Genomic DNA, 15,777 nt, shown 5'->3' on the forward strand with positions numbered 1-15,777 from the left:
TACCGAAGGAGCAGGCTGTGGGAAGACTGGAGAGACCACTGGCCCCCGATGCCGGACCAGTCACCGCGTTCGCCCGGGAGTTGCGCAGGCTGCGGACGGCGGCGGGCAGTCCCGGCTACCGTGACATGGCCACACGTGCCATGTTCTCGGCGTCCGTGCTCTCCGACGCGGCCGCCGGCTACCGCCTCCCGACCCTTCAGGTGGCCCTCGCCTTCGCCGAGGCCTGCGGCGGCGACCGCGCCAGCTGGGAGCGCCGCTGGCACGAGGCGGCGCGGGCCGAGGGCGACGACGGAACGGCCCGCCCGGCGGTCAAGGCCGTACAGCAGCACCAGGAGAACGAGCTGCGCGCCGCCGAGGTGCGCGCCGTGCTGCCGCCGCCGTCCCAGCTCCCGATGGAGGCTCAGCCCCTGGTCGGACGGCGTGACCTGCTCCAGCGGGCGCGGGCACTGACCGCCCCCTCGTACGGCGAACAGCGCGCCGCGGCGCCCCTGGTGATCAGCGGACAGGTCGGGGTCGGCAAGACGGCCTTCGCCCTGCGGCTCGCCCACGAACTCGCCGTGAACCTGCCCGACGGGCAGCTCTACGCGAACCTGGACCCGGCCGCGGACGGGCGCAAGGACGCCGCCGGAATCGCGGGCGGTTTCCTGGAGGCGCTCGGTATCCCCACCGACCGGATCCCGAACGATCCCGGCCAGAGAATTGGCCTGTACCGATCGCTGCTCAACCGGCGCAGGGTGCTCGTCGTACTGGACGGAGTCCAGCACGAGCGCCAGATCCGGGAACTTCTCATCGCGGCGCCCGAGAGCCGCATCATCATCACCAGTCGGTCGCGGCTGCTGGGCCTCGACGGAATTGGCCGAATCCGGCTCCCCGCACTGGACCGCGACGAGTCGATGGAGCTGCTGGCCCGGGTGCTGGGTCCGGACCGGGTCGGCACCGAGCCGCGCGCCTGCCTGCGCCTCGCCGACGCCTGCGGGGACCTGCCGCTGGCCCTCAACCTGGCGGGCCGGCGCATCGCGGCCCGGCCCGAGTGGATGCTCCAGGACTCCGTGGCCGAGCTGCTCGGCGACGGGCCGGACGGGCCCGGCGCCCAGCGGGCTCCCGGCCGCTTCCTGGCCCGGCTGCAGGTCGGGGACGACGCGCTCAGCAGCCGTCTCGACAGTGCCTACCGGCTGCTGACCCCGTGGGCCCGCCTGATGCTTCGCCAGTTCGCCGGCTCCGACAACCCGCCCTCCGTCGACAACGTGGTCTACGAGTCCGCGGACGCGCTCGCCATGCTGGTCGAGCGGTCCGCGCAACCGGTGGAGGACCTCCTCGAACGGCTCCTCGACGCGGGTCTGCTCGACCACTCGGACCTGCCCGGACAGTACGGACTGACGCCGATGGCCCGGGCCTACGCCCTGACCCAGCCGGACCCGACGGAGGAGGACCCTGCGCCGGCGCCCGCGACGGCGCGGGGCCAGGTGCCCGCACGGCAGTCGAGGTAGCCCGGCCGCGTCGGGGAGGCCGCCGATCGGGGCGTGCGCGGGGAGCAGCTGCTCGCCCCGCACCCGGTGGGCGGCCTTTCGGCTGTCCGCGGCCTCGGCTCCGGGGCCCGCGGCCTCACGCCCGGTAGGTGATCGTGACGTAGAGGTGCTCGTCGAGGACCTTGGCCAGGGACACCCGGGGCCGGCCGAGCTCGGCGCACAGGTCCGCCTCCGGGATGCCGCCGCCCGCCTCCAGCGCCGCACGCGCCCAGGTCCGGCCGAGCTCCAGGTGGCGGGCGAAGGCGGCCCGGTCCCGTGTCCCGTACAGCCGCTGGGCGATGGCCGCGTCCCACGGCATGACCGTGACGGGGCGCAGTGCGTACAGCGCCTTGGACGCGGCGGTCGGGCCGAGGCTGCGGCGGCCGATCGGCAGCGCCGCCAGCTCCTCGTAGGCCGCGGCCAGCCGGGAGATGTCCCGCGGGGTGAGCCGGGCGAGCGGTGCGTCCGCCAGGGTGTGCCGCTGCCACCAGGCGGCGAGGGCCGTGCCGAACGTGTCGGGCTCGCCCTCTCGCGGGTAACGGATGCGGCAGCCCCAGGAGTTCAGCCAGCGGTGCAGGGCCGTGCGGTGCGCGGCGAGCGAGAGGTCCAGGGCGGCGCCGGTCTCCGCGCGCAGCGCCAGCCAGCTCCGGTCCACGCCCGCGAAGCCGTTGAACACCTCCGCCGAGGAACGCAGTTCGGTCAGGGTCGGCGCCGCCGGGAGCGGTGGCGCGGTCGGCGGGTCGAGGTGCGCGCGGGCGACCCTGGCGGGCACCACCATCCGCCAGGCCTCGGTGACCAGCTCCGTCAGCTCGTCCGGCGCCAGGGCCCCCAGGTGGGCCTCGACCCAGTTGAAGCGCAGATCGGACTCCCGGGGAAGGAAGAACTTCTCCGGCTCGGCGGCGACGAGCGCCGCCCGTTCCTCCTTGGGGAAGGCGAAGCCCAGTTCGCTCTCGTCCCGGGAGAGGGCCAGATAGACGATGCTGCCGATGCGGAACTTCACCCGGTCCCGGATCAGGTGCTCCTCGGTCCTCGGCAGGCTCAGCGCGAGCCGCCGTACGTCGTCCACCGTTGCCACCGGCTGCTCCCTCACCTCCGGCCGCCGGCTCACAGACCCGCGAGCTGCGGGGCGTGGACGTCCAGCGGTGGCCCGTCGAGCGCACCGAGGCCGATCGGCGACGGACTCCTGCCGATCAGCCGGTCGGCGAGCGACCGCGCGATGAGCGGCGCGAACTTGAAGGATGTGCCACCGCAGGCCGCGTAGGCGAATCCCGCGCCGCCGAGGGCGACCAGCAGCGGGCCGCCGGTCTCCGCGAAGGACGAGTAGTAGGCGTCCTTCGCCGCGGTGACCCAGGCCGGGCCGAAGCCGGGCAGGATGTCCCCGAACTCCTTCTCCAGCTTGCGCTGCCAGTACGGGTCGGTGGCGTAGTCGGTGATCTCGTCCACCGCCCGGCAGGCGGTCGCCGAGGTGAGCTTGAGGGCCGTACCCGCCACCGGCGGAATCAGCCAGGCTCCGCCCCCGGTGCCCAGGGCCGGTATGGCCGGAGTGGCCGCCCAGGCCTGCGACTGGTGCCGGGGCACCCGGCAGTAGAGGAGGGACTGCCGGTACAGCGTCAGCCGCTCGGAGATGCTCGGCGGCAGCAGGTCCCGGGACCAGGGGCCCACGGCCACGAGCACCGCGTCGCTGCTCAGCACGCGCCCGTCCACCAGCCGTACGCTGCCGCTCTCGCCGTCGACGGCGGTCACGGCCCGGTGCTCGATCAGCTCGATGCCCCGCTGCCACTTCAGCCAGCCGACGCAGGCGGCGAGCACCCGTTCGGCGAGCAGCACGCCCGCCTGGTCCTCCAGTACCGCGCCGAGGCCGCCGCCCACGTGCAGGTGCGGATAGCGGTCGGCCAGGCCGGCCGCCGTGAGTTCCCTGGCGGTGCCTCCGGCGTCCTCCAGCATCGCCGCCGCGTCCGCGGCCGCCGCGGGGGGCAGCACGGTGAGCGAGCCGACCTGCTCGTAGAACCGCGTCAGGAACAGCTCCTCCAGTTCGACCCAGCGGCGGTGCGCACGCAGTGCGGCCGCCGTGGTCCGCGGGTCCGCGGGGTGCAGGGCCCGCAGGATCCGGTGCTGGTCGAAAGAGGTGGCTCTGCTGTGCGGGATGGGTCCCTGGTCCACGACCGTGACCCGGTGTCCGTCGAGCACGCATTCGACCGCCGTGAGCAGGGCGATCACTCCGCCGCCCACTACTGTCACCCTCGCCGACATCACACACCTCCCTTCCGTTTTCGTTGGGCCGACGGGTCAGCGCTCGAGGACGATCGTGGTCAGTGCGGACGCCTTGGCGAGGGACTCCTCGCAGCTCAGGACGGTGTCGCCGGCGCAGATGAGGTTGGCGTACCGGCTGAGGTAGCCCTCGGGCGGCAGCAGCAGCGAAACGCCCGGCGCCACCATCACGTTCGTCTCCAGCAGCCCCGGTACGTCCGCGGTGGCGGGTACGTCGACCGAGCGGACCGTGCCGTTCTCCGGCGGGTACAGGAAGCGGATCCCCACGGTGCGGGACTCGGTCGGGGTCCACTCGGGGCGGACGCCGGCGGCCAGTTCCGCGGCCAGTTCGCCGGGCTCCACACCGGTGGCGAGGCTGCCGAGGTAGGGGATGAGGTCACCGCCGAGGCGGGCGTTCACCTCGATGATCACCGGGCCGCGGGTGGTGAGCTTCACCTCGGTGTGCGTGATTCCGTAGCCGATGCCCAGTTCCCGGTGGGCGGCCCGGAGGATGCCCAGCAGTTCCTCGTCGGCGAGCAGCGGGTCGGTCGCGCTGACCACGTGCCCGGTCTCCTCGAAGTAGGGCGCCAGGCCCACTTCCTTGTGCGCGAGGAAGAGCGGGGTCCAGGCGCCGTCGAAGACCACTCCGTCGATGCTGATCTCGGGGCCCATGACGCACTCCTCGACCAGTGCCCCGCCCTCGTAGTCGCTGTTCCCGCCCCGGCCGGCGGCGTCCGCCACCTCGAAGGCCGCGCGGACCCCGGCCGCGTCGTCGACCCGGATGACGCCGATGCTCGCGCCCATGCCGCGGGGCTTGAGGACCACCGGGTAGCCGAAGGAGTCGGCCGTGGCCAGGGCGGCCTCGGCATCGGTCACGTAGGCGAAGTGCGGCTGGGGCAGCCCGGCGGCGGTCAGCAGCTGCCGGGTGTTGTGCTTGTTGCGGCAGTTGTCGGCGCCCCGGGAGGTCAGTCCGGGCAGTCCGAGCCGCTCGGCTATCAGCGCGGTGGTCACCACGAGCGTCTCGTCGTAGCTGAACACGCCGACCACGCGGTGCTCGGCGGCCACCGCCTCGGCGGCCTTGATCAGGCCCTGCGTGTCGGGCACCAGGCGTTCGCGGTCGAGCAGTTCCACCGTGGTGGAGCCGCGTACGTACTCCTGCTGCCAGGTCGGGTCCGCGGCGTCCAGGATCCAGATCGGGCGGCGCCGGGCGGCGCCCGCGAGCAGGTACTCGCGGTAGGCGCGCTGTCCGCTGCCGACCAGGATCACCACGCCGTCATCGGTCGGGTTGGCGTCATCAGTCATCTTCGTCACCTCGCGGAGTGGGTCAGGACCCGGTCCCCGGCCGTCGCGATCGCCGCGAGCTGCGGCTGGGCGATGGCCAGGTAGTCGGGGGTGGACAGGGCCACGGAACGGTCCAGGCGGGCCGCGTTGAAATAAATCTCGTCGGTGAGGATCAGGCCCTCGTCGACGACGAGGTGCAGATCGGGGTGGAAGCTGAGCGGCATCACCGTGCCGCAGACGCTGCCGGCCAGGCGCTCGGCGATCTCGGGCGTGGCGAACGCCGTCCGCCCGCCGCCGAACAGTGCGGCGACCGCCTCCAGGTCGACCTGCCGGTCTCCGGGAACCACCGCGAGCACGTACTTGCCGACCCGCTTGGTGATGCTCACGCGCACGACGATGCACTTAGCGGCCTGGTCCAGCGGGTGGCCGCGCAGGACGCTCGCCAGGTCGGTCCGGCCCTCGGCCGGATGGTCGATCAGCCGGTAGCGGGCGTGATTGCTGTCGAGGAGGTCGATCAACCGCTGGTACATCAGAGCACCTCGCCGACGTAGTGCCAGTCCTCGGGATTGATCAGCCCGAAGGGGTTGACCGGAGCCACGCCCTTCAGGTTGTTGGCCACTTCCAGCAGGCGGAAGGGGAAGTTGGGCATCCAGATCACCGGGACCTGCTGCGCCATGTAGTCCTGGTAGGCGTACAGGTCCTCCAGGTCGTCGCTGACCACGGTGCGCGCGATCAACTCGTCGGCCTTCGGGTCGCTGTAGCTGCCGAAGTTCACCGAGGAGCCGGTCGAGTAGAGCGCCTCACCGGTCGGGTAGAAGCCGGGACCGTAACCCCAGCCCCCGTTCCAGTCGCTGAACTCCCACAGGCAGGGGCTGTCGGGGCCCGGGGTGCAGGTGGTGTCCTCCAGGACCAGGACGCTCGCCTCGACCTCGGTCAGCACGATCTCGATGCCGGCCTTCGCGGCGTCGGCGGCGAACTTGCGCATGACCGCGGTCAGCGTCTCGTGCCCCTGGGCGTAGCGCATCGAGAACCGCAGCGGGGTGCCGGCCGGGATGCCCTCGCCCGCCTCTCCGGGTCCGGTGCCCTCGCGGACGCAGAGCGCCGGGGTGGTGCCGGTGTCCCAGCCGTTCCCGGTCAGGAGGGCACGGGCCGCCTCGACGTCGAAGGGGTACGGGTCCTCGTGCGCGGCGGGCGAGAGCAGCGGGCTGTCGGGCAGGGCCGGGATCGGCCCGGTGGTCGGGTAGCCGTAGCCCTTGTAGACGTCGCGGATGGCGCCCCGGGAGTCGAGGCAGGACTGCAGGGCCTGGCGGAAGTAGAGCTGCTTGAAGATCTTTCCGGCAACGGTGGGGTTGTTGAAGTTGATCGGGAAGTAATGGATCTTGTAAGTGAGCTGGGGGACGAGGTCGTAGTGCTCACCGAGCGGGTTGGGCCCGCCGAGCAGCGGGTCCTCGGCCGGCTCGGTGACCTCGTCGAAGGGCAGGAAGCCGATCTGCACGCCGTCCAGGGCCTCGGGGCCGCGGCGGAGCATCTCGTACTGCTCGGTGTCGGAGCCGGTGGGCACCAGCCGGAATTCGTCCAGGTAGGGCTTGTCGGTGCCGCAGTAGCTCTCGTTGGGCACCAGGACGGCCTCGCCGGACACCCCGTCGATGGTGTAACTGCTCAGCTTCCAGGGACCGTTGACAACACTCCAGACGGGGCTGGTGTCCCAGCTCTTGCGCTCGTCGTTGCAGGCCCGCAGGTAGGCGTAGACCGCGGAGGCCTGCGCCGGGTCGTGGGTGGCATCGGCAGGCCGGTCGTCGCCGGTGCGGTCCCAGGCCTTCGGCAACGGGGTGATGGTGCTGAACTGGTTCATCAGCACCCAGTTGTGCGAGTAGGCGCGGTCGAAGGTGAAGCTCACCTTGTCCTCGGCGACCTTCTCGTAGCCGGCCAGGTTGTCGGGGAAGAAGCCCGGCGTGTAGCCGCCGAAGCTGTCCTTCTCCGCCTCCAGGAGGTGCATCCACAGCATCACGTTGTCGGCGTTGACGTTCTCGCCGTTCGACCACGCGTAGGGCTTGATCGTGATCGTCGCCGTGCGGCCGTCCTCGCTCCACTGCGGGGGCTCGGCGAGGCTGCGCTCGTAGTCGACCGTCGGCCGGCCGCCGGTGCCGTACCAGTACAGCGGCCGGTACATCAGGGTCTGGAACTCGTGCAGGTTGGCCACCCCGTAGTACTCGCCCGGGGTGAACGGGAAGATGAAGACCGGGCTGAAGCCGCTGGTGCAGGCCCAGGTCACGCTGCCCCCGCGGAGCGGGGTGGTGGGCGGGGTCATGTCCTTACCTCCTCCAGTGCGGATTCACCGCTGTCCGAGTGGGCTCCGTAGCGCTCCCAGCGCTCGTTGAGCCGGATCCGTCCGTCGTCCAGGAACTCGGGGGTGCTCCAGCACCGTCCGGCGATCACCTCGCCGTCCGCGAGGACCATCGTGTAGGCGAATTCGAGGTTCCCGTCGGACTCCACGCGCCCGTTCAGCGAGCCCCGGCGGACGGGCCCTCCGTCGAAGTCGGCCCAGAGCAGGTCGCCTTCCTGGCGGTAGTGGCCGATGGGGGCGTCCTCGCCGGCCGGGTAACCGGTGTTGCGGAAACTTCTGCCGTCGTAATCGATCACGGGCGTCGTATCTCCTGAGTGATGCATTTGACCGCGCCACCGGCCTTCAGCAGTTCGGACATGTCCACGCCGTGCGGCTCGAAGCCGCGGGCGCGCAGTTCGTCGATCAGGTGGGTGGCGGTCTCCGTCACGACCACGTTCAGTCCGTCGCTCACCGCGTTCAGGCCGAAGGCATCGGCGTCCTCGCGGGTGGCGAGGATCGCGTCCGGGTACAGCTCCCGCAGCACCTCCCGGCTCTCCTCGGAGAAGGCGGCGGGGTAGTACGCCACCAGGTCCTCGTCGAGGACGAACAGCGCGGTGTCCAGGTGGTAGAAGCGGGGGTCGGTCAGGGTCAGGCCGACCACCGGCAGGCCGAAGAACTCACGGAGCTCCTCGTGCGCGCCGGGGTCGCTGCGGAATCCCGCGCCGGCCAGGATCCGCCGGCCGGCCGGGGCGAAGTCGCCCTCGCCCTCGTTGACGAACTGCGGGACGTGGATCTCGGTGTAGCCCCGGTCCTCGAACCAGGCCCGGTGGGCGTCGGCCTCGGCCGCCCGCTCCTGGTGGCGGAACTTCGCGATCAGCACCTTGCCGTCGACCACGGTGGCGCCGTTGGCGGAGAACACCATGTCCGGCAGGCCCGGCACCGGGTCGATGAAGGAGACCTCGTGCCCGAACCCGAGGTACAGGTCCCGGATCCGCTCCCACTGGGCGAGCGCCAGGCCGACGTCCATCGGCTTGTCGGGGTTCATCCACGGGTTGATCGCGTAGGTCACCTCGAAGTGGGTCGGCCGGCACATCAGGTAGTGCCGCTTGGTGGCCGTGCGCCGCGGGGTCTCAGCCATGCTCCGGCCTCATCTCGGTGCGGATGCGGCCGGCCGCGACGTGCGCGGTGGTCAGCGCCTCCGTCAGGGAGGTGCCGGTGGCGCCGATGAAGCCGAGGATGTTGTTGCCCGCCGGCGGGCGCTTGATGACGGTCCCCGCCGCGGCCGTGATCTTGAGGAAGAACAGCGCGGGGTCCTCGGCGACCTCGGTCGGCACCTCGATGGACTCGACCGTTCCCGCCCCGCTGATCAGGCACATCGCGGCGGTGTGCACACCCGTCGGCGAGTAGTGCGAGACGTCCGGCTCGGTGCCCCGGGCCACGTCCACCACGCACTGGATGGGGTCGTGACCGGCGCTGATCCGCGCCATGTGGTCGAGTCCGCCGCCGCCGGGACGGATCGCTATCTCCAGGATGAAGGGCTTGCCCCGGTGGAACCTCACCTCGGCGTGCAGCACGGACCGGCGCAGGCCCTGGGCGTGGGCCGCGTCCCGGACCACCTCGTGGACCGCGGCGATCTGCTCGGGGGTCAGGGAGCTCGGCGCGTGGTGGACGTCGTCGTCGAAGGTCCCGCTCTCGACGGTGATCCGGTCCACGATGGAGCCGAGGTACACCTCGTCGTCCCAGGCCAGCGCCTCGATGAGGTGCTCGTGGCCGTCGAGGTAGCCCTCGACGATGATTCCGTTCGGGCCCAGGTCCAGTCCGTCGGCCTCCATCAGGGCCCAGGTCATGGTCTCGATGCCCGAGGTGGCGTCCGTGAAACGGGCCCGCATCTCCTCCGGGTCGTCGACCTTGAACACGAAGTTGCTGGCGGCGCCCAGGGTGGGCTTCAGGATCAGCGGGTAGCCGAGCTCCTCACCGGCCGTCAGGGCGGCCTCGACGTCGGGGGCGTACCGGAAGCCGGGGTGCGCCGCGCTGCCGCGCTCGTGGGCCTGGCGCATGAGCAGCTTGTTGCGGCTGGTCCGGGCGGCTTCGAAGCCGATGCTCGGCAGGCCGAGGGCCTCGGCGACGACCGCCACCGTGACGACCCCGGACTCCGAGAAGGTCAGGACCCCCTCGAACTCCTCCTCCGCGTGCCAGACCTTGGCGGCCGTGACGATGTCCTCGATGTGCTTGGAGCCGGCGATCCGGTAGCGGGCCGCGTCCCAGAAGTCCTCCGTGCCCACTCCGTTGAGGACGTGGACCTCGGCCCCGAGGGCCTCGATCTGCTGGTAGCGCGAGACGTAGTAGGTGGCGTTCTGGCTGGCTTCTATCGCGAGCAGCTTCATCGGTGCCGACCCCCCTCAGACCTTGGCCGGGACGGCTTCGGCCGGGGCGGCCTCGGCGACGGTCTCGGTGACGGTCTCGGTGACGGGCTCGGTGACGGGCTCGGAGCGGACCTCGGCGGCGGGCTCGGCCACGATCTCGGCGGCGGCAGCGGCGACCTCGGCGGCGGCGACCTCACGGTCGTGCTGGCGGAGCGAGATCACGGTCAGGGTGGCGATGACGACGACCAGGGCGGAGAGGGCGTAGAAGCCGTTCTTCACGTTGGTGGAGTCGACCAGGAGCGAGATCAGGACGACGGCGACGGTGCCGGCCGCGAGGCCGAAGGCGTTGGTGGCACCGAAGACGAAGCCCGTCTTCTCCTCGGGCGCCGCGCTCATCAGGGCGGTACGGGCCGAGATGCGGGCCACGCAGAAGGCGATGGCGGCGAAGGGGATGACGGCCATCATCGCGTACAGGTGGACGGACTCCAGGGACAGGAGCACCGCGAAGGCGAGGTAGCCGATCAGGGCCGTCTTCAGCACGGTGGCCTTGGAACTGATCTTCTTGAAGGCCCAGGCCGCGAACAGCGCACCGATGCCGAACAGGGCGTCGACGATGCCGAGGTAGCCGGCGTTGGACTTGAAGCCGTCGATGACCAGGACCAGCATGATGCTGTTGCCGACGATGATGACGATGTTGCCGATGATGTAGAGCAGCGCGAGACGGGCCAGCGGCGGGCGGGTAGCTGCCAGGCGGGCCGCGGCGGCCGACGCGGCCTTGGCCGCGGCCTCGGTGACGGCCTGGCCGGCCGGACGACGGCCGATGAAGAACAGCAGGGCGGCGGAGAGCAGGAACGTGATCGCGTTGAAGTAGAAGAGCGACGTGGTGCCGACCCAGACGATCACCCAGCCACCGAGGGCCGCCGAGGCGAGCGTGCCGGCCTGGATGGCGATCTCGGCGTTGCCGTTGAACTGGGCGAGCCGGGACTCCGGGATGCGCTCCTTGATCAGGGCGTTGCTGGCCGGGAAGAAGAGGGCCGCGGAGATCGACAGGATGAAGCTGGCGACGTAGCTGACGGTCGAGGGGTTGCCGCCGAGGGCCAGCCAGATCGGCAGACCGATCGCGGCGGCCGCGCTGGCCAGGTCGGAGATCATCGCCAGCGTGCGGCGGTCGAAGCGGTCGGCGAGCTTGCCGAAGAACAGCGAGAGCGCCACCTGCGGGATGGTGACGGCGATCATCAGCCAGCTGACCGCGAGCATGGTGTTGGCCTCGGTGAAGACCAGGTACGAGGCGGCGGTGAGCTGGATGCCGTTGCCCAGGTTGGTGATGAAGGTCGCGGGGATGAGCAGTCGTTCTGCCCGATTGGGACGGGGCGGGGCGATGGTGGACACAGTGCTCCTCGGAGGTCAGGCTCGGATGACGGCCGGCTCGGCCACGGGCGCGAACGCCCCGACCGCGGTGGACAGGAGGGGGAGTCGCAGCGGAGCGACGGGGTCGGCGGCGAAGGCGCCGGCCGGAAGGGTCAGGTCGGCACCGGCGTGCTCGGCACGGGCCGCGACGTCGACGAGCAGCGGAGCGGCGCACGCGGTCAGCGTCCGGACGGCGAGGATCAGGTCGCCGAGGTCGCTCGGGACGTCCACCGCCACACGGTCCGCCTGCTTCAGCAACCGGTCGAGGTGCACGACGATCAGGTCCGCCGCACGGTGGAGGCTGAAGCTCTCCAGCTCGTAGTGGGAGCGGAACCGGTCGACGACGATCCCCGCCTGCTCGGCGCCGGTCCCGGAGACCGGCAGCAGCGCGTCCGCCGGAACCCCGGCGAGCATCTCGTCCAGCCGGCCCGCGAGCCGGTTCCACGGCTCGACCAGCCGGGAGGAGGACAGGCTCTCGAGCGCCTCACGGCTGAAGTTCGTACGGGAGTGCTCCGGCGCGGTCAGCGCCAGGTAGAAGCGCACCAGGTCGCGCGGCACCTCGGCCACCAGATCGGCGGCCCAGACCACGTGGCCTTTACTCGTTGAGAACTTCTGGTTCTCCAGTTCGTAGAACTCGTTCGACACGATCGCGTGGGGCTCGACGTACCGGTCGCCGTGCGCCATCAGCAGGGCCAGGTGCGTCATTCCCCAGAAGTAGACGTTGTCGAATCCGAGGAAGTACACGAGGTCGATGCCGTGCTCGGACAGCCAGTGCTCGTCGAAGCGGTCGGTGTGCTCACCGAGCTGCTCGGCCGCGTACCAGGTGCAGTACATCGAGGCGGCCATGCCCTCGGCCCAGGCGTTGAGGACCTGGCCCGGCGTCTCGGTGAAGGGCGCCGGGATGCCCCACGCGGTGGGATAGGTGATCGGGAAGTCCGGCAGCGGGCGCTCCAGCGCCTCCCGGATGAGCTGCGCGGTGTGCGGGCGCAGCACGTCGCGGTGCCGGACGTAGTAGTCGGCGAGCCGGTCCCGGTACTCCTCCATCGGCAGGACGAGGATCTGCGCCTCGCGGTGCGTGACCACGGCGGCCGGGTCGACGGTGGAGCGGGGACGCAGCAGTTCGTCGAAGTTGTTGGGGTGCCCGCAGGACTCGCAGAGCCCGCCGCGGCTCTCCACGAGGCACACCGGGCAGTCGCCGGCGACCAGACCCTCCATCAGGTACTCGCCGGTGGCCTCGACGTACGGCAGCAGCACCGTCTTCAGGCGGAAGGCGCCGTCGCTGTGGAGGTCGGTGACGAAGTCGATGACGGTCTGCCGGTAGCCCTTGTCGAAGGGGGCGAAGCCGTCGACGGAGATGCCGGCCGCCTCCAGGGTGGCGCGGATCTGCGTCGCGGAGCGCAGGGCCAGTTCCTCCGGGGTCAGTCCGGCGCGGGCCGCGCTGGACACCACGTAGGTCTGGCTGTCGTCGGTACCGCTGGTGAAGATCACCGGCCGGTCCGAGGCCCGCAGGTAGCGTGCGTACACGTCGCCCGCCAGGTACGGGCCCGCCAGGTGCCCGGTGTGCAGGTCCCCGTTCGGGGTCGGCGGCGGCGCGATGATGACCGTACGGCGTGTCATGCCTGGGCTCCTTCGTGGCGAGCTGCGAACCGCTGTGTCATGTCGAGGTCCCACCAGACGCTGTACATCTCGAAGTCCGCGTCGGACTCGTTGATCACCCGGTGCTCGGAGCCCGGGGTGAAGTGGACGATGTCCCCGGTCACGAAGGGCTTGCGGACGCCCTCCGACTCCAGGACGGCGGAGCCGGCGACGGCGATGAAGATCTCGTACTCGTGGTGGGCGTGGGCCGTCGATGCGGTGCCGGGGCGGATCACGCACCAGGACCCCTCGAAGGGGGCGTTGAGCTCGGGCCAGGGCAGCAGTCGCTGGGCGTCCAGTCCGTTCTCGTGCGTCAGTCCGTCGCGGTCGAGTTGCTTGGTGAGCATGTGGGTCGGTCTCTCCTCGTCAGGCGGGTACGGCTCGTGAGGGGTGCGCGGTGCTCAGACCGCGCCGGCGAGCGCGAGCTCTCGCAGTTCCGGAACCTCGACGGAGCGGGTCCCGCGGTGCGCGAGGATGTCCTCGGTGATCTCGGCGGAGCGGCCCGCGAGCACGCTGAGCAGCGAGTCGGCGATGCCGTGGGTGGCCTCGTTGACGCCCTGCAGGTAGCAGGCGGCGGTCGCCGGACGCCCCAGGTCGAGCCGGTAGTGACGGCTCACGTTGATCTCTTCGAGGCCGATCGACTGCGCGAGGGCCTTGACCGCCCACGGCATCTCGCGGACGAATCCGGTGCCCAGCAGCACCAGGTCCGTGCGCATCTCCCGCTCGGCTCCCGACTTGCGGTCGACGAGGGTGAGGACGACCTCCTCGCCGTCCATGCGGGCGGCGGTGACGTCCGTCATCGGGTGGATCGCCAGGCGCTCCTGGCCGGAGCGGCGGTCCTGGTAGAACTGCCGGTACAGGCCGTCCAGCGTGGCGGGGGAGAGGCCGCCGTAGTTGGAGCGGTACATCTCGCCGAGCAGCTGCTGGCGCGCCTCGGGCGAGGAGCCGTAGAACTCGTCGATGAAGGACGTGTAGTAGAGCTCGTTGGTGAACTTGCTGCTCTCGTAGCCGTTCAGGCCGATGGAGCGCATGATCATCGTGGGCTTGCACTCGGGCAGGTCCCGCAGTGCGGCGCCGAACAGCTCGGCCGCGCTCTGGGCGCCGCCGATCACCGCGACGCGGTGCGGCAGGTCGGCCCGCACGTCGGCGATGCGCTGCGTGTACCGGGTGCTGTGGATGACGCGCTCGGCCGGCAGACCGTCGAACACGGCGGGCACGTGGGCGTCGCGGCCCGCGCCGATGACGAGGTAGCGGCAGCCGATGGTGTCGCCGTCGGCCAGGGTGACGAGCCAGCCGGAGAGCTCTCCGTCGTCGCCCGTCACTGCCTCGACGCCGGCGCATTCACGGCCGTATTCGACCTTCACGGTGTCGAGTTCATCGGCGACCCATTGCAGGTATTCGGATATCTCGCTGCGGTAAGGAACGAAACTCGCCAGGTTGACGAAGGCGTCGAGGCGCTGCTGGGCGTGCAGGAAATTGACGAAGGAGAATCTGCTGCACGGATTGCGCATGGTGACCAGGTCCTTGAGGAAGGAGACCTGGCTGAGCGCGTCGGGCAGCAGCATGCCTCGCTGCCACACGATGTCCTGCTCACGCTCGATCAGCAGGGTGTCACCGGCCAGCTCGGGTGCGAGCTCCTCGACGGCGACCGCCAGCGCCAGGTTCGCCGGGCCTGCACCGACTGCGAGCAGTTCGACATTGCGATGCGCCATGGAAGTACCTCCAGATGGAACAGGTGGACAGGTTCGTACGGTCAGGCAGGACGGTTCGCGTCCTTGCGTTGCCTCCCGGGTGATGTCCACATTCCACGGCAGCCCCCGATTGCCCGGAAGGCATCTCGGCCACGGACAATCAACTCGGCCGGGGGCCCGGCAGGAGGGTTGATTGGCCGGTGTTCGCCGTTACTTCCGGTCAATCCGGGACGCCATTTCCATTGGGCGCAGTGATCAGTTGCGTCACACGCATCCGACTGGCCGAAACATCCCTCGGGCAGTCGGGCTTCCATCGAAACCCCATGAGAAGGAGCCCTCGTGCCGCTCACCGAGCCCATCACCCCTGCCGGCGCGCTCTTCCGTTCCGAGAGCCCCACGCGGGTCGCCACGCGCCGCCGTCTGCTGATGTGCCGGCCCCGGCACTACGACGTCACGTACTCGATCAACCCGTGGATGAACCCGCAGCAGGCCACGGACAACGCGCTCGCCGTCAGCCAGTGGGAGGGCCTGCGCGACCTGTACCTCGAACTCGGCCACGTGGTCGAGGAGATAGATCCGATCGAGGGCCTGCCCGACATGGTGTTCGCGGCCAACGGCGCCACCGTCGTCGACGGCAAGGTCTTCGGGGCCCGGTTCCGGCACGCGGAGCGCACCGCCGAGGGGCCCGCGTACCTGCGGTGGCTGGAAAGCCGCGGTTATACGGACACCCTGTGGCCCGAGTTCGTCAACGAGGGCGAGGGGGACATCCTCACCGTCGGCCGCCGCCTGCTGGCCGGTACCGGCTTCCGCACGGACCCGCGTTCCCACGCGGAGGCGCAGGAGTTCTTCGGCCTGCCGGTCACCTCGCTGACGCTGGTGAACCCGGAGTACTACCACCTGGACACCGCGCTCTCCGTGCTGTCGGAGGACGAGGTCATGTACTACCCGGCGGCCTTCTCCCAGGGCAGCCAGGCCGTACTGCGCGCCATGTTCCCCACCGCGATCCTGGCCAGTGCCGAGGACGCGGCCGTCTTCGGCCTCAACGCCTTCTCCGACGGCCGCCACGTGCTCCTGCCGGCCGCTGCCACCGGCCTCCACGCCAAGCTGCGGGCCCGCGGCTTCGAGCCGATCGGGGTCGAGCTCTCCGAGCTGCTCAAGGCCGGCGGCAGCGTGAAGTGCTGCACGCTGGAACTGCGCGACCGCTGAGCAAGGGAAGCCCCTCCCGAACCGCCGTCGCGCGGATCGGGAGGGGCTTCGGCTCCGCCGGGGGTGCCCGGCCGGCCAGGCCTGGGTCGTCTCTTTCGGATCTTGCGGGCCCGGCAAGA

14 protein-coding genes are annotated in these 15,777 nt (G+C 70.8%); 2 read left to right on the forward strand and 12 right to left on the reverse strand.

Annotation, left to right across the window (positions count from 1 at the left end; all coding sequences use genetic code 11):
- The first annotated feature begins 17 nt into the window (after positions 1-17).
- Positions 18-1,487 (forward strand): NB-ARC domain-containing protein, encoded by a 1,470-nt coding sequence (locus tag OG373_RS20195; protein ID WP_405439498.1) that lies wholly within the window; start codon positions 18-20, stop codon positions 1,485-1,487.
- 115 nt (positions 1,488-1,602) lie between these two features.
- Here the strand turns inward: OG373_RS20195 and OG373_RS20200 are convergent, their stop codons facing one another.
- The 12 genes from OG373_RS20200 to OG373_RS20255 are packed head-to-tail and all read right to left on the reverse strand — an operon-like array spanning position 1,603 to position 14,473.
- Entirely contained in the window at positions 1,603-2,580 is a 978-nt protein-coding gene (locus tag OG373_RS20200) for an MmcQ/YjbR family DNA-binding protein (protein WP_405439499.1), read from the reverse strand.
- 29 nt (positions 2,581-2,609) lie between these two features.
- Positions 2,610-3,755, reverse strand: coding sequence for an NAD(P)/FAD-dependent oxidoreductase (locus OG373_RS20205; protein WP_405439500.1), 1,146 nt, complete (start codon positions 3,753-3,755; stop codon positions 2,610-2,612).
- A 36-nt stretch (positions 3,756-3,791) separates the two neighbouring features.
- Positions 3,792-5,054: an ATP-grasp domain-containing protein gene (locus OG373_RS20210; protein ID WP_405439501.1), complete on the reverse strand. Its 1,263-nt coding sequence runs from the start codon at positions 5,052-5,054 to the stop codon at positions 3,792-3,794.
- A 5-nt stretch (positions 5,055-5,059) separates the two neighbouring features.
- Positions 5,060-5,563: a YbaK/EbsC family protein gene (locus OG373_RS20215; protein ID WP_405439502.1), complete on the reverse strand. Its 504-nt coding sequence runs from the start codon at positions 5,561-5,563 to the stop codon at positions 5,060-5,062.
- Positions 5,563-7,341 (reverse strand): ABC transporter substrate-binding protein, encoded by a 1,779-nt coding sequence (locus OG373_RS20220; RefSeq protein WP_405439503.1) that lies wholly within the window; start codon positions 7,339-7,341, stop codon positions 5,563-5,565. The genes OG373_RS20215 and OG373_RS20220 overlap by 1 nt, the downstream gene beginning before the upstream one ends.
- Positions 7,338-7,673: a hypothetical protein gene (locus OG373_RS20225; RefSeq protein WP_030383895.1), complete on the reverse strand. Its 336-nt coding sequence runs from the start codon at positions 7,671-7,673 to the stop codon at positions 7,338-7,340. Before OG373_RS20225 ends, OG373_RS20220 begins: the two co-directional genes overlap by 4 nt.
- Positions 7,670-8,494: a dimethylargininase gene (ddaH, locus tag OG373_RS20230; protein WP_405439504.1), complete on the reverse strand. Its 825-nt coding sequence runs from the start codon at positions 8,492-8,494 to the stop codon at positions 7,670-7,672. Before ddaH (OG373_RS20230) ends, OG373_RS20225 begins: the two co-directional genes overlap by 4 nt.
- On the reverse strand, positions 8,487-9,740 hold the full coding sequence (locus tag OG373_RS20235) for an ATP-grasp domain-containing protein (protein WP_405439505.1): 1,254 nt from the start codon (positions 9,738-9,740) through the stop codon (positions 8,487-8,489). Before OG373_RS20235 ends, ddaH (OG373_RS20230) begins: the two co-directional genes overlap by 8 nt.
- Positions 9,741-9,755: 15 nt before the next feature.
- Positions 9,756-11,108, reverse strand: coding sequence for an MFS transporter (locus OG373_RS20240; protein ID WP_405439506.1), 1,353 nt, complete (start codon positions 11,106-11,108; stop codon positions 9,756-9,758).
- A gap of 15 nt (positions 11,109-11,123) precedes the next feature.
- Positions 11,124-12,743, reverse strand: a complete 1,620-nt coding sequence (locus tag OG373_RS20245; protein ID WP_405439507.1) for a class I tRNA ligase family protein — start codon at positions 12,741-12,743, stop codon at positions 11,124-11,126.
- Positions 12,740-13,108, reverse strand: a complete 369-nt coding sequence (locus OG373_RS20250; RefSeq protein ID WP_398665742.1) for a cupin domain-containing protein — start codon at positions 13,106-13,108, stop codon at positions 12,740-12,742. Before OG373_RS20250 ends, OG373_RS20245 begins: the two co-directional genes overlap by 4 nt.
- A gap of 54 nt (positions 13,109-13,162) precedes the next feature.
- On the reverse strand, positions 13,163-14,473 hold the full coding sequence (locus OG373_RS20255; RefSeq protein ID WP_397732739.1) for a SidA/IucD/PvdA family monooxygenase: 1,311 nt from the start codon (positions 14,471-14,473) through the stop codon (positions 13,163-13,165).
- A gap of 318 nt (positions 14,474-14,791) precedes the next feature.
- Between OG373_RS20255 and ddaH (OG373_RS20260) the strand changes: the two genes are divergently transcribed.
- Positions 14,792-15,658, forward strand: coding sequence for a dimethylargininase (gene ddaH / locus OG373_RS20260; protein ID WP_405439508.1), 867 nt, complete (start codon positions 14,792-14,794; stop codon positions 15,656-15,658).
- The last annotated feature ends 119 nt before the right edge of the window (positions 15,659-15,777 follow it).

The organism is Streptomyces avidinii, assembly GCF_045161815.1.
GTDB lineage: Bacteria > Actinomycetota > Actinomycetes > Streptomycetales > Streptomycetaceae > Streptomyces > Streptomyces avidinii.

Coding starts and splice junctions, on each gene's coding strand:
- OG373_RS20205 (WP_405439500.1), bottom strand. CDS start 3,755: ATGTCGGCGAGGGTGACAGTAGTGGGCGGCGGAGTGATCGCCCTGCTC.
- OG373_RS20210 (WP_405439501.1), bottom strand. CDS start 5,054: ATGACTGATGACGCCAACCCGACCGATGACGGCGTGGTGATCCTGGTC.
- OG373_RS20215 (WP_405439502.1), bottom strand. CDS start 5,563: ATGTACCAGCGGTTGATCGACCTCCTCGACAGCAATCACGCCCGCTAC.
- OG373_RS20220 (WP_405439503.1), bottom strand. CDS start 7,341: ATGACCCCGCCCACCACCCCGCTCCGCGGGGGCAGCGTGACCTGGGCC.
- ddaH (WP_405439504.1), bottom strand. CDS start 8,494: ATGGCTGAGACCCCGCGGCGCACGGCCACCAAGCGGCACTACCTGATG.
- OG373_RS20235 (WP_405439505.1), bottom strand. CDS start 9,740: ATGAAGCTGCTCGCGATAGAAGCCAGCCAGAACGCCACCTACTACGTC.
- OG373_RS20245 (WP_405439507.1), bottom strand. CDS start 12,743: ATGACACGCCGTACGGTCATCATCGCGCCGCCGCCGACCCCGAACGGG.
- OG373_RS20250 (WP_398665742.1), bottom strand. CDS start 13,108: ATGCTCACCAAGCAACTCGACCGCGACGGACTGACGCACGAGAACGGA.
- OG373_RS20255 (WP_397732739.1), bottom strand. CDS start 14,473: ATGGCGCATCGCAATGTCGAACTGCTCGCAGTCGGTGCAGGCCCGGCG.